Annotated in this window: 24 protein-coding genes and 1 pseudogene; 8 read left to right on the top strand and 17 right to left on the bottom strand. The window is 58.8% G+C overall.

Translation table 11 applies throughout. The features are described 5' to 3' along the window. Positions 1 to 52: 52 nt before the first annotated feature. Positions 53 to 1,954, bottom strand: coding sequence for a potassium transporter Kup (locus ACLBW8_RS26450; protein ID WP_064451021.1), 1,902 nt, complete (start codon positions 1,952 to 1,954; stop codon positions 53 to 55). Positions 1,955 to 2,242: 288 nt separating this feature from the next. Between ACLBW8_RS26450 and rimO the strand changes: the two genes are divergently transcribed. The 5 genes from rimO (at position 2,243) to tsaA (ending at position 6,245) form a co-directional block, all read left to right on the top strand. Next, positions 2,243 to 3,583, top strand: a complete 1,341-nt coding sequence (gene rimO, locus ACLBW8_RS26445) for a 30S ribosomal protein S12 methylthiotransferase RimO (protein WP_064451015.1) — start codon at positions 2,243 to 2,245, stop codon at positions 3,581 to 3,583. 103 nt (positions 3,584 to 3,686) lie between these two features. Beyond that, complete coding sequence (locus ACLBW8_RS26440; RefSeq protein WP_128586953.1) at positions 3,687 to 4,175, top strand: GNAT family N-acetyltransferase; 489 nt, start codon at positions 3,687 to 3,689, stop codon at positions 4,173 to 4,175. Positions 4,176 to 4,306: 131 nt separating this feature from the next. Then, positions 4,307 to 5,017: an rRNA pseudouridine synthase gene (locus tag ACLBW8_RS26435; protein WP_447806710.1), complete on the top strand. Its 711-nt coding sequence runs from the start codon at positions 4,307 to 4,309 to the stop codon at positions 5,015 to 5,017. 67 nt (positions 5,018 to 5,084) lie between these two features. After that, entirely contained in the window at positions 5,085 to 5,546 is a 462-nt protein-coding gene (locus ACLBW8_RS26430) for a YehS family protein (protein ID WP_053254682.1), read from the top strand. A 3-nt stretch (positions 5,547 to 5,549) separates the two neighbouring features. Then, positions 5,550 to 6,245, top strand: a complete 696-nt coding sequence (tsaA, locus tag ACLBW8_RS26425; RefSeq protein ID WP_447806709.1) for a tRNA (N6-threonylcarbamoyladenosine(37)-N6)-methyltransferase TrmO — start codon at positions 5,550 to 5,552, stop codon at positions 6,243 to 6,245. A 147-nt stretch (positions 6,246 to 6,392) separates the two neighbouring features. Here tsaA and fpr read toward each other — a convergent pair whose 3' ends face one another. Next, positions 6,393 to 7,172, bottom strand: a complete 780-nt coding sequence (gene fpr, locus ACLBW8_RS26420) for a ferredoxin-NADP reductase (RefSeq protein ID WP_447806708.1) — start codon at positions 7,170 to 7,172, stop codon at positions 6,393 to 6,395. 124 nt (positions 7,173 to 7,296) lie between these two features. On the opposite strand from fpr, the gene ACLBW8_RS26415 reads away from it, so the two are divergent. Next, positions 7,297 to 8,223 carry a LysR family transcriptional regulator gene (locus ACLBW8_RS26415; protein WP_042944277.1) on the top strand — a complete coding sequence of 309 codons (927 nt, stop codon included), beginning with the start codon at positions 7,297 to 7,299 and terminating at the stop codon, positions 8,221 to 8,223. A gap of 3 nt (positions 8,224 to 8,226) precedes the next feature. Here the strand turns inward: ACLBW8_RS26415 and ACLBW8_RS26410 are convergent, their stop codons facing one another. From ACLBW8_RS26410 to ACLBW8_RS26400, 3 genes are all read right to left on the bottom strand, one after another. Beyond that, positions 8,227 to 8,589 carry a diacylglycerol kinase gene (locus tag ACLBW8_RS26410; protein WP_053254680.1) on the bottom strand — a complete coding sequence of 121 codons (363 nt, stop codon included), beginning with the start codon at positions 8,587 to 8,589 and terminating at the stop codon, positions 8,227 to 8,229. A 75-nt stretch (positions 8,590 to 8,664) separates the two neighbouring features. Then, on the bottom strand, positions 8,665 to 9,315 hold the full coding sequence (gene erdR, locus ACLBW8_RS26405; RefSeq protein WP_053137423.1) for a response regulator transcription factor ErdR: 651 nt from the start codon (positions 9,313 to 9,315) through the stop codon (positions 8,665 to 8,667). Between the two features lie 252 nt (positions 9,316 to 9,567). Beyond that, a complete protein-coding gene (locus ACLBW8_RS26400; RefSeq protein WP_128586958.1) occupies positions 9,568 to 10,287 on the bottom strand; it encodes a tRNA-uridine aminocarboxypropyltransferase in 720 nt (239 codons plus the stop codon). A 199-nt stretch (positions 10,288 to 10,486) separates the two neighbouring features. On the opposite strand from ACLBW8_RS26400, the gene ACLBW8_RS26395 reads away from it, so the two are divergent. Together ACLBW8_RS26395 and ACLBW8_RS26390 are read left to right on the top strand one after the other, a co-directional pair. Further along, a complete protein-coding gene (locus ACLBW8_RS26395) occupies positions 10,487 to 10,927 on the top strand; it encodes a PA3611 family quorum-sensing-regulated virulence factor (RefSeq protein ID WP_053254678.1) in 441 nt (146 codons plus the stop codon). Between the two features lie 378 nt (positions 10,928 to 11,305). Then, entirely contained in the window at positions 11,306 to 12,418 is a 1,113-nt protein-coding gene (locus ACLBW8_RS26390; protein ID WP_447806707.1) for an LOG family protein, read from the top strand. A gap of 192 nt (positions 12,419 to 12,610) precedes the next feature. Here ACLBW8_RS26390 and recX read toward each other — a convergent pair whose 3' ends face one another. The 12 genes and pseudogenes from recX to ACLBW8_RS26330 all read right to left on the bottom strand — a co-directional run bounded on the left by recX (position 12,611) and on the right by ACLBW8_RS26330 (position 20,485). After that, positions 12,611 to 13,078, bottom strand: coding sequence for a recombination regulator RecX (gene recX, locus ACLBW8_RS26385; RefSeq protein WP_053254676.1), 468 nt, complete (start codon positions 13,076 to 13,078; stop codon positions 12,611 to 12,613). A gap of 8 nt (positions 13,079 to 13,086) precedes the next feature. After that, complete coding sequence (gene recA / locus ACLBW8_RS26380) at positions 13,087 to 14,145, bottom strand: recombinase RecA (RefSeq protein ID WP_048720087.1); 1,059 nt, start codon at positions 14,143 to 14,145, stop codon at positions 13,087 to 13,089. A gap of 83 nt (positions 14,146 to 14,228) precedes the next feature. Next, the gene (locus ACLBW8_RS26375; protein WP_221294064.1) at positions 14,229 to 14,729 is read right to left on the bottom strand and encodes a CinA family protein; all 501 of its coding nucleotides are present in this window, start codon (positions 14,727 to 14,729) and stop codon (positions 14,229 to 14,231) included. Between the two features lie 81 nt (positions 14,730 to 14,810). Continuing rightward, positions 14,811 to 15,330, bottom strand: a pseudogene (locus ACLBW8_RS26370) (lysis system i-spanin subunit Rz). After that, positions 15,327 to 15,839, bottom strand: coding sequence for a glycoside hydrolase family 24 protein (locus tag ACLBW8_RS26365; protein ID WP_447806706.1), 513 nt, complete (start codon positions 15,837 to 15,839; stop codon positions 15,327 to 15,329). The pseudogene ACLBW8_RS26370 and the gene ACLBW8_RS26365 overlap by 4 nt, the downstream one beginning before the upstream one ends. Positions 15,840 to 15,897: 58 nt before the next feature. Then, positions 15,898 to 16,101, bottom strand: coding sequence for a hypothetical protein (locus tag ACLBW8_RS26360; RefSeq protein ID WP_447806705.1), 204 nt, complete (start codon positions 16,099 to 16,101; stop codon positions 15,898 to 15,900). Between the two features lie 24 nt (positions 16,102 to 16,125). Next, positions 16,126 to 16,482, bottom strand: a complete 357-nt coding sequence (locus ACLBW8_RS26355; protein WP_447806704.1) for a hypothetical protein — start codon at positions 16,480 to 16,482, stop codon at positions 16,126 to 16,128. Beyond that, complete coding sequence (locus ACLBW8_RS26350; protein ID WP_447806703.1) at positions 16,479 to 17,609, bottom strand: hypothetical protein; 1,131 nt, start codon at positions 17,607 to 17,609, stop codon at positions 16,479 to 16,481. The genes ACLBW8_RS26355 and ACLBW8_RS26350 overlap by 4 nt, the downstream gene beginning before the upstream one ends. 46 nt (positions 17,610 to 17,655) lie before the next feature. Beyond that, positions 17,656 to 18,000 carry a hypothetical protein gene (locus ACLBW8_RS26345; protein ID WP_447806702.1) on the bottom strand — a complete coding sequence of 115 codons (345 nt, stop codon included), beginning with the start codon at positions 17,998 to 18,000 and terminating at the stop codon, positions 17,656 to 17,658. After that, positions 17,997 to 19,061, bottom strand: coding sequence for a pyocin knob domain-containing protein (locus ACLBW8_RS26340; RefSeq protein ID WP_447806701.1), 1,065 nt, complete (start codon positions 19,059 to 19,061; stop codon positions 17,997 to 17,999). Before ACLBW8_RS26340 ends, ACLBW8_RS26345 begins: the two co-directional genes overlap by 4 nt. A gap of 66 nt (positions 19,062 to 19,127) precedes the next feature. Beyond that, complete coding sequence (locus ACLBW8_RS26335) at positions 19,128 to 19,454, bottom strand: hypothetical protein (protein ID WP_447806700.1); 327 nt, start codon at positions 19,452 to 19,454, stop codon at positions 19,128 to 19,130. Positions 19,455 to 19,456: 2 nt separating this feature from the next. Continuing rightward, a complete protein-coding gene (locus ACLBW8_RS26330) occupies positions 19,457 to 20,485 on the bottom strand; it encodes a pyocin knob domain-containing protein (RefSeq protein WP_447806699.1) in 1,029 nt (342 codons plus the stop codon). Positions 20,486 to 20,554 lie beyond the last annotated feature (69 nt).

The following is a 20,554-nucleotide window of genomic DNA, read 5'->3' as shown; positions in this document are numbered from 1 at the left end:
AGGGTTCAGAAGGAAAACGGGAGCCGATTGCCGGCTCCCGTGTTGCAGTGGCTTACATTTCGACCTGGGTGCCCAGCTCGATCACCCGGTTTACCGGGAGCTTGAAGAAGCGCAGGTTGCCGTTGGCGTTCTTCAACATGAACGCGAACAAACTTTCACGCCATCGGGCCATGCCCTTGATGCGCGAGGCAATCACCGTTTCGCGACTGAGGAAGTACGTGGTGCGCATCGGGCTGAAATCCAGATCGTCCAGATGGCACAGCTTCAGCGCTTCGGGCACGTCCGGCTCGTCGGTAAAACCGAAGTGCAGGATTACGCGGAAGAACCCTTCCCCGTAGGCATCCACCTCGAACCGCCGTGAGGTAGGTACGCGCGGAATATCTTCGTAGACCACCGTCAGCATCACCACCTGCTCATGCAACACCTGGTTATGCAGCAGGTTGTGCAACAGCGCGTGAGGCACGGCGTCGGTCCGCGCGGTGAGGAACACCGCCGTGCCCTGCACGCGATGGGGCGGCTGCACGCGGATACTGCTGATAAAGATCGGCAACGGCAGGCCGCCTTCGTCGAGGCGATCCATCAGCAGTTCCTTGCCGCGCTTCCAGGTGGTCATCAGGATAAACAGCACAATCCCCGCCAGCACCGGGAAGGCACCGCCCTGGACGATCTTCGGCACGTTGGCGGCGAAGAACAGGCCGTCCACCAACAGGAAGCCGATCAACACCGGAATCGCCAGCACCGGTGGCCACTTCCAGAGCAGAAGCATCACTGCCGACACCAGGATGCTGGTAATCAACATGGTGCCGGTCACTGCCACGCCGTAGGCGGAGGCCAGGGCATTGGAGGATTCGAAGCCGAGCACCAGCAGGATCACGCCGACCATCAGCGACCAGTTCACCGCACCGATGTAGATCTGACCTTGCTCGGCGCTGGAGGTGTGCTGGATGTGCATGCGCGGGATGTAACCCAACTGGATCGCCTGACGCGTCAGGGAGAACGCGCCGGAAATCACCGCCTGGGATGCAATCACGGTGGCCAGGGTCGACAGCGCGACCAACGGCACCAGCGCCCATTCCGGCGCGAGCAAGTAGAACGGGTTGCGCGCCGCTTCGGGGTTTTCCAGCAGCAACGCGCCCTGGCCGAAGTAGTTGAGCACCAGCGCCGGCAGCACCAGGGCGAACCAGGCACGAGCGATCGGCTTGCGGCCGAAGTGGCCCATGTCGGCATACAGCGCTTCGGCACCGGTCAAGGCCAGCACAACGGCGCCAAGAATCGCCACGCCCATGCCCGGATGGGACACAAAGAAACGCACGCCCCACACGGGGTTCAGCGCGTTGAGCACCTCGGGATGTTGCAGGATGCCGTGCACACCGAGGCCGCCCAACACCAGGAACCACACCACCATCACCGGCCCGAACAGCTTGCCGATACGGTCAGTGCCGTGTTTCTGGATCAGGAACAGCCCCACCAGTACCACCAGCGACAGCGGCACCACCCAACGTTCAATCCCATCAAAGGCCAGTTCCAGGCCCTCGACCGCCGACAATACCGAGATCGCCGGGGTAATCATGCTGTCGCCATAAAACAGCGCCGCACCGATCAGGCCGAGGATCACCAGCACCGAACGCAACTTGGGGTACGGCGACGCCGCCCGCCGCGCCAGCGCCGTCAGGGCCATGATGCCACCCTCGCCCTGGTTGTCCGCGCGCAGGATAAACAGCACGTACTTGATCGACACGACCCACACCAGCGACCAGAAAATCAGCGCTAGAATGCCGAAGACCCCGTCGTGATTGACCTGAACCCCGTAACCACCTGTAAACACTTCTTTAAGGGTATAGAGCGGGCTGGTACCGATATCGCCGTAAACCACCCCGACTGCCGCCACCAACATGCCAATCGGCTTTGCATTGGAATGCTCGGCACCTGCTGCCTGACTATTTGCCTGACCCATCAACCACTCCTGCCCTTTGACCTGAGGTCTTATATAAACAACGCGCCTAAGCTGACCGTAGCATGCGCTGTTTTACTTCTCGTAACAGACGTTTTATTGACCCCGAGGTTTTACCCGCGTGCAACGGCGCGAAGCATAGCGCAGCACTCGTCGCATTTCCCTGCATAAAGCTGGTCAAGTGCGTTGCCCGTCGCTAGAATTGCGCACTTTTTGATCAGAGGCGCGCTAAGCGCCCGTCCGCTGCCCTGCCCTTCTGGGCGGCGGCGTCATTCAATACCGAGGTTAGACATGTCCACCACCATCGCAAAAGCCAACCCAAAGGTCGGCTTTGTATCCCTGGGTTGCCCGAAGGCTCTCGTTGACTCCGAGCGCATCCTCACGCAACTGCGTATGGAAGGCTATGACGTCGTGTCCACTTATCAGGACGCCGACGTGGTGGTGGTCAACACCTGCGGTTTCATCGACTCGGCGAAGGCTGAGTCGCTGGAAGTGATCGGCGAAGCGATCAAGGAAAACGGCAAGGTCATCGTGACCGGCTGCATGGGCGTGGAAGAAGGCAATATCCGCAAGGTGCACCCAAGCGTGCTGGCCGTGACCGGCCCGCAGCAGTACGAGCAAGTGGTCAACGCCGTGCACCAGGTGGTGCCGCCTCGCCAGGACCACAACCCGCTGATCGACCTGGTGCCGCCGCAAGGCATCAAGCTGACGCCGCGCCACTATGCGTACCTGAAGATTTCCGAAGGCTGCAACCACAGCTGCAGCTTCTGCATCATCCCGTCGATGCGCGGCAAGCTGGTCAGCCGCCCGGTCGGTGACGTGCTCGACGAGGCCCAGCGCCTGGTCAAATCCGGCGTGAAAGAGCTGTTGGTGATCTCTCAGGACACCAGCGCCTACGGCGTCGACGTGAAATACCGCACCGGTTTCTGGAACGGCGCGCCGGTGAAAACCCGCATGACCGAACTCTGCGAAGCCTTGAGCAGCCTGGGCGTGTGGGTACGCCTGCACTACGTTTACCCGTACCCGCATGTGGACGAGCTGATCCCGCTGATGGCCGCCGGCAAGATCCTGCCGTACCTGGACATCCCGTTCCAGCACGCCAGCCCGAAAATCCTCAAAGCCATGAAACGCCCGGCCTTCGAAGACAAGACCCTGGCGCGTATCAAGAACTGGCGCGAGATCTGCCCTGAGCTGATCATCCGCTCCACGTTCATCGTCGGCTTCCCTGGCGAGACCGAAGAAGACTTCCAGTACCTGCTGGACTGGCTGACCGAGGCCCAACTGGACCGCGTTGGTTGCTTCCAGTACTCGCCGGTGGAAGGCGCTCCGGCCAACCTGCTGGACGCTGCCATCGTTCCAGACGACGTCAAGCAAGACCGTTGGGAGCGTTTCATGGCCCATCAACAGGCCATCAGCTCGGCACGCCTGCAACTGCGTATCGGCAAGGAAATCGAAGTGCTGATTGATGAAGTCGACGAGCAAGGCGCCGTTGGCCGTTGCTTCTTCGATGCACCGGAAATCGACGGTAACGTGTTTATCGACGATGCCAGCGGCCTGAAGCCGGGCGACAAGGTCTGGTGCACGGTGACGGACGCCGACGAATACGACCTGTGGGCTGAAAAGCGCGATTAAGGCTGTAAAAAATTGAAAAAGCCCCGCTTCTGAACAAGATGCGGGGCTTTTTTAGGTCTATCGTTTGCCCATCGACGCCGATCATCGGCAAGGGGCAGCGGGCATGCGTCAGCATTCGGTTATCCACACACCTAAAATCAGCGACTTCGCGCAATTGGCGCAGATCTGGGAAGCGTCCGTGCGCGCGACCCACGACTTCTTGCCGGACAGCTACATCGTGCTGCTTAAGGAACTGGTGCTGACACGTTACCTGGACGCCGTCATGCTGATCTGCACCAAAGACGCGCGCCAGCGTATTACCGGGTTTGCCGGGGTGGCCGCGGGTAAAGTCGAGATGCTGTTTATCGACCCACAGCACCGCGGCCAGGGCCTCGGCCGGCAACTGCTGCGCTATGCGATCGAGCACATGAACGCCGATGCACTGGACGTCAACGAACAGAACCCACAAGCCCTGGGCTTTTACTTCAAGCAGGGGTTCGAGGTAATCGGACGCGCGGAGCATGATGGCCTGGGCCAACCGTACCCGTTGCTGCACATGCGTTTGCGCACATCTGTGGGAGCTGGCTTGCCTGCGATGCGGGCGACGCGGTAGCTCGGGTTGACCGAGGTGATGCCATCGCAGGCAAGCCAGCGCCCACAAAAAGCCAATGCGCTGAAATGGGGCCGGGATTAACCGCGCCCACACAGGTACAATAGCCGCCCCCTTTTGCTACGGCCCTTGTCATGACTGACCCCATACGCCTTTCCAAACGCCTTATTGAACTGGTCGGTTGCTCCCGTCGGGAGGCTGAGCTGTTTATCGAAGGCGGCTGGGTCTCGGTGGACGGCGAAGTGATTGACGAGCCACAGTTCAAGATCACCACCCAGAAGGTCGAGCTCGATCCAGAGGCCAAGGCCACTGTGCCGGAGCCGGTGACCATTCTGTTGCACGCGCAGGTAGGTATGGATGCCGAAACGGCGATGGCCTCGATCAGCGCCGAGACCCTGTCCGAAGAACACCGCTTCAGCAAACGCCCGCTCAAAGGCCACTTTCTGCGCCTGACCGCCAGTGCCGACCTGCAAGCCAAGGCCAGCGGCCTGTTGGTGTTCACCCAGGACTGGAAAATTCTGCGCAAGTTGACCGCCGATGCCGCCAAGATCGAGCAGGAATACGTCGTGGAAGTCGAAGGCGACATGGTTGCTCATGGCCTCAATCGCCTGAACCACGGCCTGACCTACAAAGGCAAAGAGCTGCCGGCCGTAAAAGCCAGCTGGCAGAACGAAAACCGCCTGCGCTTTGCGATGAAAAACCCGCAACCGGGCGTCATCGCTCTGTTCTGCGAAGCCGTTGGCGTGAAAGTCATCGCCATCCGCCGTATTCGCATTGGCGGCGTGTCCATTGGCAAAGTGCCAGTAGGCCAATGGCGTTACCTGTCCGGCAAAGAGAAGTTCTAAGCCGCACCCCTTTCTTGACACCGCCTGACTGGGCGGTGCCCTCAGTTGAATACCAGGATTGCCCACCATGATTCACAACGACGTACTGCGCAGCGTGCGCTACATGCTCGACATCAGCGACAACAAGATGGTCGAGATCATCAAACTCGGCGGCATGGACGTGACCAAGGAAGACCTGCTGACCTACCTCAAGAAAGATGAGGAAGAAGGTTTTGTATTCTGCCCGGACGACGTCATGGCTCACTTCCTGGATGGCCTGGTGATTTTCAAGCGCGGCAAGGACGAAACGCGTCCGCCGCAGCCGATTGAAACCCCGGTGACCAACAACATCATCCTGAAGAAGCTGCGCGTCGCCTTCGAACTGAAAGAAGACGACATGCACGCCATCCTCAAGGCCGCCGAATTCCCGGTGTCCAAGCCTGAGCTCAGCGCGCTGTTCCGCAAGTTCGGCCACACCAACTACCGCACCTGCGGCGACCAGTTGCTGCGCAACTTCCTCAAGGGCCTGACCCTGCGGGTTCGTGCGTAAGCCATGAGTTACCAGGTCTCGCCCGTCGGCTTCGTGCGCTCCTGTTTCAAGGAGAAGTTCGCCATCCCGCGCCAGCCGCAACTGGCGCCGGCCGCCCGTGGCGTGCTGGAGCTGGTGGCACCGTTCGACCAGGGTGAGGCGGTGCAGGGCCTGGAACAGGTCAGCCATGTCTGGTTGCTGTTTCTGTTCCACCAGGCTCTGGAAGACAAGCCTCGCCTCAAAGTGCGCCCGCCGCGCCTGGGCGGCAACACGTCCATGGGTGTATTTGCCACCCGCGCGACCCATCGTCCCAACGGCATTGGCCAGTCAGTGGTCAAGCTGGACAAGGTCGAACCGGGGCGGTTGTGGATTTCCGGGATTGATTTGCTTGATGGCACGCCAGTGCTGGATATCAAGCCGTATGTACCGTATGCCGACATTATCGACAGCGCCACCAACAGCATCGCGAGCAGCGCGCCGCAGCTGATTCCGGTGCAGTGGCTGAAGACCGCCCTGCTCCAGGCACAAGGCCATGCTCAGCGCCTTGACGAGCCGTTGGTGGCGTTGATCGAGCAATGTCTGGCACAGGACCCACGGCCGGCGTATCAGACGCCGGGGCCTGAGCGTGAATACGGGGCACAGTTCTGGGATGTGGATGTGCGCTGGCACTATCCGGAGGCGGGCGTGATCTGTGTGCTGGAAGTAGTTCCGGCTGAATAAACCAGAAACCAAATGTGGGAGCGGGCTTGCTCGCGAATGCGGAGTGTCAGTCACCAACCAGGTTGACTGATACACCGCTTTCGCGAGCAAGCCCGCTCCCACATTTAGATCGACTGCGTTGCTGAGTCAGCACATGGCCTGACTGATTTACTTCTCGACGAACGCGCGTTCGATCAAGTAGTCACCCGGCTCACGCATACGCGGCGAAACCTTCAGGCCGAAGCTGTTCAGCACTTCGCTGGTCTCGTCCAACATGCTTGGGCTGCCGCACAGCATGGCACGGTCGTCCATGGGGTTGATCGGCGGCAGGCCGATGTCGCGGAACAGCTTGCCGCTGCGCATCAGGTCGGTCAGGCGGCCTTCGTTTTCGAACGGCTCGCGGGTCACCGTCGGGTAGTAGATCAACTTGTCACGCAGCGCCTCGCCGAAGAACTCGTTCTGCGGCAGGTGTTCGGTGATGAATTCGCGGTAGGCGACTTCGTTGACGTAACGTACGCCGTGGCACAGGATCACTTTTTCGAAACGCTCGTAGGTCTCCGGGTCCTGGATCACGCTCATGAATGGAGCGAGGCCAGTACCGGTGCTGAGTAGATACAGGTGTTTGCCCGGCTTCAAATCGTCAAGCACCAGGGTGCCTGTCGGTTTTTTGCTGATGATGATCTCGTCGCCTTCCTTCAAGTGCTGCAATTGTGAAGTCAGCGGGCCATCCGGCACTTTGATGCTGAAGAACTCCAGATGCTCTTCCCAGTTCGGACTGGCAATGGAGTAAGCGCGCATGAGCGGGCGGCCGTTGGGCTGTTGCAGGCCGATCATCACGAACTGACCGTTCTCGAAGCGCAGGCCCGGATCGCGGGTGCACTTGAAGCTGAACAGAGTGTCGTTCCAGTGATGAACACTGAGGACACGCTCGTGGTTCATGTTGCTCATGTACGGGGAACTCCTGGAAATGGGTCTGCGCCAATGTTTGGATGCGCAATTGCACAGCATTCTAATGGCGGCGACAATATCTGTTAACTGGATTATTAAGATAAGGGTTATCGGTTATATAGATATGCGATTTACTCTACGTCAACTGCAAGTCTTCGTCGCCGTCGCCCAGCAGGAAAGCGTCTCACGCGCTGCTGGCCTTCTGGCCTTATCTCAATCCGCCGCCAGCACGTCGATTACCGAGCTGGAGCGTCAATCCAGCTGCCAATTATTCGACCGCGCGGGCAAACGGCTGAGCCTCAACGCCCTTGGCCACCAGCTATTGCCCCAGGCCGTGGCGCTGCTGGACCAGGCCAAGGAGATCGAAGACCTGCTCAACGGCAAGTCCGGCTTCGGCTCCCTGGCGGTCGGCGCCACCCTGACCATCGGCAATTATTTGGCCACCCTGCTGATCGGCAGCTTCATGCAGCAGCACCCCGAGAGCCAGGTGAAGCTGCATGTGCAGAACACTGCGAATATCGTGCACCAGGTCGCGCACTACGAAATTGACCTGGGTCTAATCGAAGGCGACTGCAGCCACCCGGACATCGAGGTGCAAACCTGGGTCGAAGATGAGCTGGTGGTGTTTTGTGCGCCCCAGCATCATTTGGCCAAACGCGGCGTGGCGACCATGGAAGAGCTGACCCATGAAGCGTGGATCCTGCGCGAACAAGGTTCAGGCACACGCCTGACGTTTGATCAGGCCATGCGCCATCACCGCAGCGCGCTGAATATCCGCCTGGAACTGGAACACACCGAGGCGATCAAGCGTGCGGTGGAATCGGGATTGGGGATTGGCTGCATTTCCCGGCTGGCACTGCGCGATGCGTTCCGCCGTGGCAGTTTGGTGCCGGTGGAAACCCCGGACCTGGACCTGGCCCGGCAGTTCTACTTCATCTGGCACAAACAGAAGTACCAGACCTCGGCGATGCGCGAGTTTCTGGAACTGTGCCGCGCTTTCACCGCCGGGGTTCAGCGCAGCGACGAGATCGTGCTGCCGAGCATTGCCTGATCCTCAGATCAGAATCACGGCCCACACCAGGGTGATCATGGTCAGTGCCACGAATTGCGCGGCGCTGCCCATGTCCTTGGCGTTTTTCGACAAAGGGTGACGGTCGAGCGAGATGCGGTCGATCGCCGCTTCTACGGCTGAGTTGAGCAGCTCGACGATCAACGCCAGCAGGCACACCGCGATCAGCAAAGCGCGCTCGACCCGGCTGACGTGCAGGAAAAAGCTCAACGGGATCAGGATGACATTCAGCAACACCAACTGACGGAATGCCGCCTCGCCGGTGAAAGCCGCGCGCAGGCCATCCAGGGAATAGCTCCCTGCGTTGAAGATACGTTTGATACCGGTTTGACCCTTGAAAGGCGACATAGATGTAGGCAACTGAACCAAAGAAGTGGGGAAACTAGATGACACAAAGTCAAAAAAGCGTGAATCGCTAACCGCTTAATGCTGCGAAATTGACTCAAGTTGTTGCAAGAGCAGCGCCGCCTGGGTTCGCGTACGCACCCCCAATTTGCGGAAGATCGCCGTGACATGGGCCTTGATGGTCGCTTCCGACACGCTGAGCTCATAAGCAATCTGCTTGTTCAGCAAACCTTCGCAGACCATGGTCAATACCCGGAATTGCTGGGGCGTCAGGCTCGCGAGGCCATCGCGCGCGGCCTTGGCTTCGTCGGACACATTGATTTCTTCGAACGCTTGCGGTGGCCAGGACACATCGCCGTCCAACACCTTGCGAACGGCGTTCTGGATATCCTCCATGGCACTCGACTTGGGAATAAAGCCGCTGGCGCCAAACTCCTTGGAGCGCACCACCACGTCGGCGTCTTCCTGGGCCGAGACCATCACCACCGGAATTTGCGGGTATTGCCCGCGCAACAGCACCAGCCCCGAGAAACCGTAGGCACCTGGCATGTTGAGGTCGAGCAGCACGAGGTCCCAATCGGACTTTTCGGTGAGGCGGGCTTCCAGCTCGGCAATGCTGGCCACCTCAACCAGGCGCACGTCCGGACCAAGGCCCAGGGTAACGGCCTGATGCAGCGCACTGCGAAACAGCGGATGGTCATCGGCTATCAGGATTTCGTATGTGGCCATTGATTAAATGATCCTGTTTTTTATGGGAGCCCTGATGGGTTCAGGGTTCGCCAGTACACAAGGCGACGGCCAGGCAGCCATCGCCACAGGGCACGTTCAACGTCAAAAACACCTGAAACGACGCTGAAAATTCACGCTCACGCCCCAATCGGCGCCCAGCATGCCCAGCGGAGCCTGGAGGGTCAAGCACTACGCCCGTGGGCATTTTAGCCAGTTGAGGATTTACGGTGCCATCATGCAAACGTCGTCTGGTTATAGCACCGGGATATAGGGTGCAAGACGAGTATGGACGCTATCCGTCGAGTCCAGGGATAAGTTGAACTTGGCTGCCAGGTAATGGGTGCTGAAGACGTCGAGGTAAGCGTCGAGCACTTCGGCGGCGGCCAGGTCGTCAGCCAGTTCCAGGCACAGCGCCGCCACTTCGGCGGTGCAGAAGTGATCATCACGCTTGGAACGACGCAGTTTGTAACGGGACAACTGCTCGGGCGCCAGGCTCAGGACGGGCAGGTGTTCCAGGTAGGGGCTTTTGCGGAACATCTTGCGCGCTTCGCTCCAGGTACCGTCCAGGAGGATGAACAGCGGGCGCTTGCCCTCCTCAACCGTCACTTCGCTGACAACCCGCTCAGGCACCACGAATTCACCCGGAAACACGATGTAGGGCTGCCACTGCGGGTCGGCCAACAGCGTCAGCAATTCGGGATCAACCTCCGTGCGCGACCAGGCAAACGCAGTGGTGTCGGCGATTACATCGGCGATCAGCCAGCCAGTGTTACTGGGTTTCATCGGCTCGACATCGTGCATCAGCAGGCACATCGCAGACCGAGCCTGCACCGTCGGGCGCCAGGCGCACAGGCAGTACTCGGGAATCACCCGGCAACCGGGGCACCGCTCGGCGCGCGAGCCTCGGTTGAGAAACGGCCTGACGGCACGCGCCAGGCGCTGGGTACGCAAGCGGGAGACGGCGTGGCTCATCGGATGCGCCGCGTAGCAGGGGAAATCGACACTGAGGGAACTCGAGGCAGGCTTTAATTGGCGGCAGTTTACCAGAGCCACTGACACTTCTCAGCGATACGCCTGGCTGTAGTGGCAAGCGGTCACCTATAATTGCGCGCCACTGAACGCACAGCGCAGTGGCTGGTCTATGCACCAGTAACCGAATCAGGAGAGTTTCATGCTGCGTTCCATGCTGCGCCTTGTTGCCCCATCCGTCGCCCTTGCGCTGGTTCTGCCCATGGGCGCCCACGCGGCCTCGCTGCTGGAGGCCCAAATGAACAGGAAGCTGCAAAGCGTCGCGGCAGAAAGCAACAAGGACCTGCCCCGGGAAATCGATGAAAAGACCCTGGAAGTGGCCTACACCGTTGAAGGCATGCAACTGATCGATCACCTCAGTGTGCAACCTGATCGTGCCGAACAGATGCGCGCCAACCCGAAGGCCGTGTACTTCCAGTTGGGCCAAAGCGTGTGCCTGAACAAGGGTTACCGCGAGTTGATGGCCAAGGGCGCAGTGATGCGCTATGAAATCACCGAGAACAAGACCAACCGCCCTGTGGCATCGGTCAAGTTTGTGGAAGCGGATTGCCCGGCACCCGCTGCTGCGAAGAAGAAAAAGTAACTGTTACTCGATGATCGCGCGCGGCTGTCCAGCAGCGCGCACCTCCCCCGCGTCACTTGCCAGCCGGCAACTAAACTGCTTGATGAGTGACCAATAAGCGGTTGCCAGCCAAGGGTTTTTCGGCTCATGATCAAGTCATCCCGGTAGCCCCTCCACAGCGTTTCCCACGCCGTTCTGTAATATTTTCAGGGCAAAAGAGGGTTGCCCACCTGCGACTTGCAGTGCAAAGGTTTCTAAATCACAAGGAACATACAGAGCCCGCTTTGCCCCTTGGCGAACACCGTGCAATGCCTTGGGCATGCAGCGACACATGCAGTGTCGTGGCCGCGGACGAATATCTCGCCGATGGCCCAGGTTCTGTGAAGAAGGAGAAGTTGAATGCCTTACGAATCGAATGACCACCTGCTCCGTCATTTTGACGAAAACGGGGCGGACCTCACGCAGCAGATCGACGCACAACTCCAGTTGATCGCCCCCAACAGCCCGAATATCCCCCTTTATCGCGACATGATCCTCACCGTCCTGCGCATGGCCCAGGATGACCGCAACCGTTGGAATGCAAAAATCACGCTGCAGGCGATCCGCGAGTTGGATAACGCTTTCCGCGTGCTGGAACAGTTCAAGGACCGCCGCAAGGTCACGGTGTTTGGCTCGGCGCGCACGCCGGTCGAAAGCCCGCTGTACGCCTTGGCCAGGGAAGTCGGCACGCTGCTGGCGCAATCCGACCTGATGGTGATCACGGGCGGCGGTGGCGGCATCATGGCGGCTGCCCACGAGGGTGCGGGCCTGGAACACAGCCTGGGGTTCAACATCAACCTGCCGTTTGAACAGCACGCCAACCCGACCATTGATGGCACCGAGAACCTGCTGTCTTTCCACTTCTTCTTTACCCGCAAGCTGTTCTTCGTCAAAGAAGCCGACGCGTTGGTGCTGTGCCCGGGCGGTTTTGGCACGCTGGATGAAGCACTCGAAGTGCTGACCCTGATCCAGACCGGCAAGAGCCCGCTGGTGCCGGTAGTATTGCTGGATGCCCCAGGCGGTGGTTTCTGGCAAGGCGCACTGGACTTCATTCGCAGCCAGCTGGAAGCCAATCGCTATATCCTGCCCACCGACCTCAAGCTGGTCCGCCTGGTGCACAGCGCTGAAGAAGCGGTAGAAGAGATAAACCAGTTCTATGCCAACTTCCATTCCACGCGCTGGTTGAAGCGTGAGTTTGTGGTGCGCATGAATCATCCACTCAGTGACCGTGCACTCGCCCACTTGCAGAGCGAGTTTGCCAGCCTGCGGCTAAGTGGTGAGTTCCAGCAGCTTGCTTACACAGGCGAGGAACATGATGAACCAAGGTTCAGCCATTTGACGCGGCTGGTGTTCAACTTCAATGGTCGTGATCAGGGCCGATTGCGGGAGTTGGTGGATTACATCAACTTGCCGGAAAACTGGGCACAGGCTCAGGGGAAGACGCAGCAGCGAGTAACGCCAGAGCCTGCGTGATTTTCAAGGCAAAAAAAAAGGCCCACTATTTTCATAGTGGGCCTTTTTTTAAGCAGGATCTAACAGATGGAGCAGATTCAATGTGGGAGCTGGCTTGCCAGCGATGGCATCACTGCGATCCTACGGGCATACCGAAATGCCCACATCGCAGGTAAGCCAGCTCCCACACTTTAAAGTTCAGCAGCTCAGCACTTAGTCATCCATGTCGCGGCCGCTCAGTAAGCGGCTGATCATCTCCATCGAAAACCCGCGATAGCTCAGGAAGCGCCCTTGCTTCGCACGCTCCCTGGCATCAATCGGTAGATGCCCTGAAAACTTGCGGCGCCAGGTATCTTCCAACTGCGACTGCCAACTGATACCGCACTCACGCAGGGCTAGGTCGATATCGGCACGTTGCAGGCCACGTTGGCTCAACTCTTCACGAATTCGCGCGGGGCCGTAGCCGGAACGCGCGCGGTAGGAGACAAAGCTTTCAAGGTAACGGGCTTCCGACAGCAGCCCCTCTTCCGTCAAACGGTCGAGGGCGCTTTCGATCATCTCAGGCTCTGCGCCTCGCTGACGCAGTTTACGCGTCAGCTCGACTCGACCATGCTCGCGGCGAGCGAGCAGGTCCATCGCAGTGCGCCGAACGGCGACGAGTGTATCGAGTACAACAGTCATCGTTTGCTTCAGATGTCAGTGTCGGCTTCTTCTACTTCTTCAACCGGCTCGCGGTTGGCAGCAGCTTTCACGTCGGGTGCTGGGGTCAGCAGCTTGTCGCGAATCTGCTTCTCAAGCGTGGCAGCGATATCCGGGTTGTCCGCCAGGAACTTGGCCGAGTTGGCCTTGCCCTGACCGATCTTGCTGCCGTTATAGGCATACCAGGCACCGGATTTCTCGACGAAACCGTGCAGCACACCCAGGTCGATCATCTCGCCGTTCAGGTAGATACCCTTACCGTAGAGAATCTGGAACTCAGCCTGACGGAATGGCGGGGCCACCTTGTTCTTCACCACTTTAACGCGGGTTTCGCTACCCACTACCTCGTCGCCTTCCTTCACCGCGCCAGTACGGCGGATATCCAGACGGACCGAAGCGTAGAACTTCAACGCGTTACCACCGGTGGTGGTTTCCGGGCTGCCGAACATCACGCCGATCTTCATACGGATCTGGTTGATGAAGATCACCAGGCAGTTGGCGTTCTTGATGTTACCGGTGATTTTACGCAGCGCCTGGGACATCAGGCGGGCTTGCAGGCCCACGTGCATGTCGCCCATTTCGCCTTCGATTTCAGCTTTCGGCACCAGGGCAGCCACGGAGTCGACCACGATAACGTCGATGGCGTTGGAGCGCACCAGCATGTCGGTGATTTCCAGGGCTTGTTCACCGGTGTCCGGCTGGGAAACCAGCAGGTCGTCAACATTGACGCCCAGCTTGCCGGCGTACTCAGGGTCGAGGGCGTGCTCGGCATCGACGAACGCGCAGGTCGCGCCCATTTTTTGAGCCTGGGCAATCACCGACAGGGTCAGGGTGGTTTTACCGGAAGATTCAGGACCGTAGATTTCAACGATACGGCCTTTTGGCAGGCCGCCAATGCCGAGCGCGATGTCCAGACCCAGAGAGCCAGTGGAAATAGCCGGGATCGCCTGACGGTCGTGATCGCCCATACGCATTACGGCACCCTTGCCGAATTGACGTTCGATCTGACCCAGGGCCGCAGCCAAGGCTTTCTTCTTGTTGTCGTCCATTAAAGTCCTCACGTAATCAATAAGGCCTGACGGCCAACACCTGTATAAGTAGACAGTATTGTTCCACAAAGATCCGGGATCGCCTACCCCTGATTTTCGATTTCTGCTGCAGCTCGTCGCAACAAGCCCTCCAGGGCGGCCTTTACCGTTTGTCGGCGAACCTCGTCACGGTTGCCGGGGAAGTGCGCAAGCTCAGCGCTCACGTCCTCGCCAACACCAAACGCCAGCCATACGGTGCCCACTGGCTTGTCCGGCGAACCGCCATCCGGCCCCGCGACACCGCTGACCGCCACGGCAAAGCGCGACAGGCTTTTTTCCTGCGCGCCCCTGACCATCGCCTCCACCACTTCCTGGCTGACGGCGCCGACTTTGCGGAACAACGCTTCCGGCACACCCAGCTGCCGGGTCTTCTGTCGATTGGAGTACGTGACATACCCGGCCTCGAACCAGGCCGAACTGCCCGGAATCCGCGTGATCGCTTCCGCAATACCGCCGCCGGTGCAGGACTCAGCCGTGGTGACGTGGGCATTGAGCACCTGCAAACGGCGACCCAGTTCAGCAGCCAGTTGAGTGATTTCCTTCACGGTCGTCTCCAGGAATGGGCGGGGGTTTGCCTACCCTACAGGAGCCCATCGGCCATGCAAGTTACAGAGTGCATCAAGAAACTAACGCCCGACGGCATGCACATAAGCCTGACAGGCACGCAGGGCGATCAGGGCGTTATCACCGTCGTCGGTGATGCCGATAATTCGTTGAGCATGCGCCGGGGCAAGTCCGGTTCGCGGGGCTGCATTAACCACGCCGCCGGGGGGTGGTGGCGGCTGGCACAGCGCAGCCGATGGCGGGGTTGGTGGCGTCGAGAAGGACTGACAACCGCACATCAGCAGTGGCCAGGCGGTCGCGCAGAGCAGCTTGGTCGCGTTGGGCATCGGATAGTGCTCGGGTGTGTTGTTGATCCTGGCTGCTCAATTGAGTTTCCAGCGCCAGGCGTTTGCTTTGGTCAACCTGCTGCTGGTGCAAGGTTATCTGTGTCACCCGGTTAATGTCTTCAGCCTGCCACGCCGCCTGGTGCTCCAACTGCTGGGTATAACGCCACGCCTGCACCTTCCAGGCGCCTACCGCGCCGCCGGCCATCAGCAAGATGACCAGCAACGAGAGCCCGATTAGCTTGTGCATGGCCGTCATGGCGCCAACACGCCACCGGCGGCGACATACTGCGCCAGCAACTGCTCAATACGGTGTTCACGCTGGTTGTAACCGGCGCCCGGGAGGCTCGCCCAGATGTTCCGGCACTTCGACACCGCCTGCACAATGCGACCGGCCTTGACGTCATCCAATGCACGGCATTCGCGGATGTGCTGGATGGCGAGCAAGTCCTGACTCAAGGGGCCAAAGTCAGGCAGTTTCAGCTGGGCGCGGTAGTGCGGCCAGTCCCTCAGCATCTGCTGGTAGCGGCCCGAGGCGGTCGAGGTGAGCCCTTTGCGGTTGACCAGCTTGGATGCGCGACCGCCCGAGAACGGGTGGTCGGCGTAGTCGGTGAACAGTTCGAGCTTACCGTCGATACCAGTGACAATGACGTTGTAGCCATTGTCGGAGATCTTCAGGTAGTCGGGCCCTAATTCGGACCAGGCGAGCATGTCGAGGAACGCCGACACATTGCGACCGCCAGCGGCGGACTCAGGGAGACGTGGCATAGGTTTCTCCGGGCAATAAAAAACCCGCTGATGGCGGGTATCGGTGTTCAAGCTCAGGTCAGGGATTTGCGCTCACCTCGCTGCAAGTGGCTCGCGCGGCGTTACGGGCTTCCTTGATGGCATCAGGGACTGCGTGCCCCGTCTCGACTTGGCGAAGCACATACCAGTCAGTTGATTGGAGATAGGCGCGGGCAGCGGCAAGCGCCGCTTGCCTATTGATATCTTCAGGTGTTTTGATTTTATGTAGTTGGCTCAGGTCCATTGCTAATCTCCTCGGACAATAGTGTTAAGTAGGTCGGGAAGTGGCCGGCTGCACTTGCTCAGGCAGAACGCAAGCGCTGGTATCAGGGAACTCGACGCGACCGCTGGTTACGAACAATTGAATGGGATTTTGCGCCTGCAATACCTCAGCCGGGGAATCTGCAGACACGGGTAGTTTGAGGCAAAAGCTCAACTCTCCGTCAACTCTGGCGATAGTGTCGGACGCTGAAAACCAAGGATTTCCGATAGCCGAAGCGGATAGTTCATGGCCGTCAGGAATCAGGGACAAATCGATTATCTCGCCATTGAGGGTGATCGTTTCGCTACTGACTGTAGCTTCGATTTTATCGTCACTCAGAAACGGGAACAGTTTGATTTTCATGGAGCCCCCCAGTACGCAGTTACAAACACGCGAAGGTTGAATGACTGCGCGATAGCGCCGTTTCTGATCGTGATATCAACGGTATCAGCAGTATTCATGATCGAATTTATGGCACCGTAATGATCGGCGCTGGTCACCCCTGTGACGCTCACTGATACACCTGCATGGCCCCAGTCGTATGCGGCGACTGGCAACTGAATACGATGAGTAGCGATCTGATTTGCTGCAAAAGGGCCAGCGTTCACGGTTTGCCAGGTAGACATATGAAGCACGCCATTTCTGAACTTTGAAATGCGCCAGCCCCCTACCATGATGGAAGACAACAATCCGCCAACGGCCGGGTCCAGCCCGGCATTAGCGGTCGTGAAGTATTCCTGAATCGCGTTCACGGCGCCGTTTATACTGGTCCGCAAGAATGAGCGCTGCGTATTGATGGTAATGATGTGGTCCGCCCAGGTTCCTGTGGAGATCTCATAGGCCCCTCGCGTGACAATTCCATATCCATCAGCTGCACCGGCATTGGCGGCACCGGGTGCGAAGCGAAACTGTCCAGACAGCGGGATTGCGTTCAGATCCAGGACAGCCTGCGCCCTATCCGCCCCCACACCAAAGTCGCCCGCTCTGACAAACTGCCCCCATATAGAGGGTTCTGCACCGGCCTTGTAACGGCTGTACATATTGCCGGTACGCCAGTCCATCGCCAACTGAACGGCATAGTCAGGGTTGGCTCCAAACGTCGCCAACGCACCATCTGCCACCATTCCTGGAGCTTTATCCGGCGCGGATAAATAGCTAAAGCTTGCGCCCATGTTTCGAGCGATTGCAGCGTCGGGAGTACCTGAAAACTCAACGAGTGGGCGGCCAACTCCACCATAGCCAGTAGAAAGCAGTTTCCCGACGGTTGTATCGGTATTAGAGGTAACCGGCACTACGCCAAGCGTCGTTCTCACTTCTGCGACCGTTTTCGCACCAGTGCCGCCCTTTGCGACTGGCAATGGCGCGGAAGCTGTGGGGAGATTGTCGTAAATCTCCTGCGTCATCATATTGATCTTGATACTGGCACTGCGCGGGGTGTCTCCGCCCAGGCCGGTGGGCGCTATGCCCGTGTTGATTTCCTGTCGTGCCATTGGACTCTCCATAGTCAGGAACATCAGGTGTACTTGCCGAGATCGATCAGACCTCACTCGCACGTGTATTTTCAGGCTTTGCCGGCTCCGCCGATGGGAACCTTACTTCCCCTCGAGCAAGGGACAGGACGACAGGTTCACGGGGAATACGCACAGCCTCAGGGCTGTCCCATTTCACCGGAAACTTGAGCGTCAAACTGATCACCCCACCGACTCGTTCGATAGGGTCGGAGGCTGAGAGCCACGGGTTGTTAATCGCAGAGAAGGGAAGTCGATAGCCTTCCGGAATAGCGGATAAATCGATTTCTTCATCGTTGAGCCACAACGAGTCACCGAACACACTGGCGGCCAACGTTTCATTGGTAAGAAAGGGGAAAAGTTTGATATTCATGGTTTCCAGTACCCTGTTACACACACACGGATTGCACCGAATCGCTGAGCAACCGGCCCATTACGGATGGCAAAAGTGACGACCGAAGGCGTCGAGGCGTACTGTGCAATCACACCGTAATGATCCCAAGTCGCAGAGGGCTGGCATTGAACGTCGACGCTGACCCTGCCGTAATCATCAAAGGCCACCGGCAGTTGGATATTGGTATGTTGAATCCCGGAGGCCGGAAGTTCGACGTCTGGAACAACCGAATTGGTGAGTACGGTGAAACCGTTCTGAAACCTGACAACTCGCCAGGTACCGATGTAGTTGTTGTCCATCAGGCCTGCGCCCCCCGCTACTTGGGAGAACGTGTTGGCACTGGTATAGATCAGCGACCACTCTGACCAAGCATTGCCATTAAAAAAGCGTGTGTAGTTGGAACCGCCGATAAACAGCCTCTGCATGGCGGTGTTAGCATCCCATGAGTGCGCTTCGAGCAGACCTCCATGCAGCCCGGACCATCCTGCAGGGCGTGTACCGGTTGTTTCACCGGTGAGCTGGAACGTTGAGAAACCGCCATCGGTAGGGTTACCGAGCTGATCGATGTTACCCGTGAAGAAGTTTCTACCGGCAAGGCCAAATGTTCCCTGCCTCAGCACCCTGCTCCACCCGCTCCAGCCCGCATCGTGCTTGTTTCTAACAAACACCACGCCGCCATTATTTGCGTGGTTATAAGCCTGCACGGCGACCTGCGTTACCCGCCCAACAACACCGCGAGTCTCGATGTTCCACCAGACGGGCCCGTCACTGCCCGGGTAAAGAACCGGCCAGTTGAGTGCAGCGGCCTGCGAGTCATTGCCGTTGTAGCCGTAGCTGGTACCGATCGGCTGGTTGTTGGCATTGATTGCGCCGACATTTCGAGCTTCCCCCATCATCCCCATGACCCGCAATTCAGCAGTGGCAACTTTGGTGTCGTACAGCTCTTGGGTCATGGCATTGATTTTGACGTTAGCGCTGCGCGGTGTATCGCCGCCCATCCCTGTGGGCAACGCGCCCAGGTTGATTTCCTGTCGTGCCATTGAACTCTCTCCATAGTCTGGGCAATAAAAAACCGCCCAAGGGCGGCATATTGAGAAGCGATAAGCTCAGAATGCGGGCAGCATCACAGGGCCGGGGTCGGCGATCTCGCAATGCAAAGACATAGCCCCGATCAAATCATAGGCTTGCCCCTCTTTTTGCAATTTGATGATCATGACTTTTCGGGCGTACGTGACAACGGCCAACACCTCTTTTTCACCCACACCCATGCTGTAGCCCCAGCCGCTGCCTTCAGGTGCCAGCGGAATAAGCCCCAATGTGCCACGCACTTCGTAGACGCCTTCAGCCTTTCGCTTGGACGTAACTTTTTGACTGCTGAACGGTACGACCGAGCAAGCACCTTCGGCTCCGCGTAATTCAATGACTGCTCTCATGTTCAAATCGCCTTTATCAAGCCATCGGCCTGTCTGGCGCAGTTGGCCGTGTTCAGGGTGGTGATGACGGTCAGTGCGCCCATGTTCATTGCCGTCGTCGGCGGTGCGATGTCTGCCACGGTGGTCCAGCCCAACGTATAGGCCGCGGACACCTCAATAGCACCGGTCTGGATCGAGTACATGGCAAATCGGGGCAGATAGACCACACCGGGAAAGCCAATGTAGATGGACATCAAGCCCGTTTCCGGAAGCCGGTACACACTGACTTTCAAGGGCGGCACGTTTTGCAGGCTGCCGATGGCCGGGGAAGCCGAATTCAACAGCGCAACGCCGGAGTTGAACGACCCTTGGTAGTAGTACCAGGAGAGATCGAGCGTAAACGGTGACGTGTAGCCGTTGATGCACCCCACGCACCGAATCAACGGTGATGCGCTTTCTGAATAGGGCATGGTGGTGTGGATGGTCAGCGAAGAAACCAGTCCCCCATTCGCCTTGCCTGCCTCAGCAGTGTTCTGCCCGAGCAGGCGCTCGCCATCAGCCTGGAAGGCACGGGACTTGAGGCCCAGCCGTTGTTGCGTGGAGGCCAGGCCCGGGCCATCGGTGAGGACTTTTTGCCAGGGTTGCCATACTCCTGCAGTCTCGATACGGACCCATTTAGAGCCATCGATGCCGACGAACTCCTGCAGGGTATAGCCGCGGCCAGCCTCGTGAACGGTGACCCAGCCGTTCGTTACGTTCGGCGTATTCACGCCGGACATCGAGTAATAGGTGCCGACGGCGCGGAGGCCATCCAAATCCGCCTCTACTATTGATTTGACGGCACCTACGCCGAAGTCGCCAACGCGAACCACTCGGCCCGGCGTATGGTCGTCGGTGCTGGTGGTGAGCGTGCCCAAAGCGGCCGTGCCGAGTGCATCGGCCCGGCTAAATAACTCCTGGGTCATGGCATTGATTTTCATGTTGGCGCTGCGAGGAGTATCGCCTCCCATCCCCGTGGGCATCGCGCCCAGATTGATTTCCTGTCGTGCCATTGGACGCTCCATAGTCTGGGCAATAAAAAACCCGCTCATAAGCGGGTATAACGTGCAGGTGCCGCATTG

It is taken from the genome of Pseudomonas sp. M5A4_2d (assembly GCF_053345295.1).
This window is presented reverse-complemented; position numbering and strand designations above follow the sequence as displayed.

What these genes read in the sequence shown, in the direction of transcription:
- tsaA (WP_447806709.1), top strand. Translation starts at nt 5,550, where the DNA reads ATGAGTTACCAGGTCTCGCCCGTCGGCTTCGTGCGCTCCTGTTTCAAG.
- ACLBW8_RS26400 (WP_128586958.1), bottom strand. Translation starts at nt 10,287, where the DNA reads ATGAGCCACGCCGTCTCCCGCTTGCGTACCCAGCGCCTGGCGCGTGCC.
- ACLBW8_RS26335 (WP_447806700.1), bottom strand. Translation starts at nt 19,454, where the DNA reads ATGAGAGCAGTCATTGAATTACGCGGAGCCGAAGGTGCTTGCTCGGTC.
- ACLBW8_RS26345 (WP_447806702.1), bottom strand. Translation starts at nt 18,000, where the DNA reads ATGAATATCAAACTTTTCCCCTTTCTTACCAATGAAACGTTGGCCGCC.
- ACLBW8_RS26450 (WP_064451021.1), bottom strand. Translation starts at nt 1,954, where the DNA reads ATGGGTCAGGCAAATAGTCAGGCAGCAGGTGCCGAGCATTCCAATGCA.
- rimO (WP_064451015.1), top strand. Translation starts at nt 2,243, where the DNA reads ATGTCCACCACCATCGCAAAAGCCAACCCAAAGGTCGGCTTTGTATCC.
- ACLBW8_RS26395 (WP_053254678.1), top strand. Translation starts at nt 10,487, where the DNA reads ATGCTGCGTTCCATGCTGCGCCTTGTTGCCCCATCCGTCGCCCTTGCG.
- ACLBW8_RS26340 (WP_447806701.1), bottom strand. Translation starts at nt 19,061, where the DNA reads ATGGCACGACAGGAAATCAACCTGGGCGCGTTGCCCACAGGGATGGGC.
- ACLBW8_RS26390 (WP_447806707.1), top strand. Translation starts at nt 11,306, where the DNA reads ATGCCTTACGAATCGAATGACCACCTGCTCCGTCATTTTGACGAAAAC.
- fpr (WP_447806708.1), bottom strand. Translation starts at nt 7,172, where the DNA reads ATGAGCAACATGAACCACGAGCGTGTCCTCAGTGTTCATCACTGGAAC.
- ACLBW8_RS26410 (WP_053254680.1), bottom strand. Translation starts at nt 8,589, where the DNA reads ATGTCGCCTTTCAAGGGTCAAACCGGTATCAAACGTATCTTCAACGCA.
- ACLBW8_RS26415 (WP_042944277.1), top strand. Translation starts at nt 7,297, where the DNA reads ATGCGATTTACTCTACGTCAACTGCAAGTCTTCGTCGCCGTCGCCCAG.
- ACLBW8_RS26430 (WP_053254682.1), top strand. Translation starts at nt 5,085, where the DNA reads ATGATTCACAACGACGTACTGCGCAGCGTGCGCTACATGCTCGACATC.
- recX (WP_053254676.1), bottom strand. Translation starts at nt 13,078, where the DNA reads ATGACTGTTGTACTCGATACACTCGTCGCCGTTCGGCGCACTGCGATG.
- ACLBW8_RS26355 (WP_447806704.1), bottom strand. Translation starts at nt 16,482, where the DNA reads ATGAAAATCAAACTGTTCCCGTTTCTGAGTGACGATAAAATCGAAGCT.
- ACLBW8_RS26365 (WP_447806706.1), bottom strand. Translation starts at nt 15,839, where the DNA reads ATGCCACGTCTCCCTGAGTCCGCCGCTGGCGGTCGCAATGTGTCGGCG.
- ACLBW8_RS26435 (WP_447806710.1), top strand. Translation starts at nt 4,307, where the DNA reads ATGACTGACCCCATACGCCTTTCCAAACGCCTTATTGAACTGGTCGGT.
- ACLBW8_RS26350 (WP_447806703.1), bottom strand. Translation starts at nt 17,609, where the DNA reads ATGGCACGACAGGAAATCAACACGGGCATAGCGCCCACCGGCCTGGGC.
- ACLBW8_RS26440 (WP_128586953.1), top strand. Translation starts at nt 3,687, where the DNA reads ATGCGTCAGCATTCGGTTATCCACACACCTAAAATCAGCGACTTCGCG.
- ACLBW8_RS26360 (WP_447806705.1), bottom strand. Translation starts at nt 16,101, where the DNA reads ATGGACCTGAGCCAACTACATAAAATCAAAACACCTGAAGATATCAAT.
- erdR (WP_053137423.1), bottom strand. Translation starts at nt 9,315, where the DNA reads ATGGCCACATACGAAATCCTGATAGCCGATGACCATCCGCTGTTTCGC.
- ACLBW8_RS26330 (WP_447806699.1), bottom strand. Translation starts at nt 20,485, where the DNA reads ATGGCACGACAGGAAATCAATCTGGGCGCGATGCCCACGGGGATGGGA.
- recA (WP_048720087.1), bottom strand. Translation starts at nt 14,145, where the DNA reads ATGGACGACAACAAGAAGAAAGCCTTGGCTGCGGCCCTGGGTCAGATC.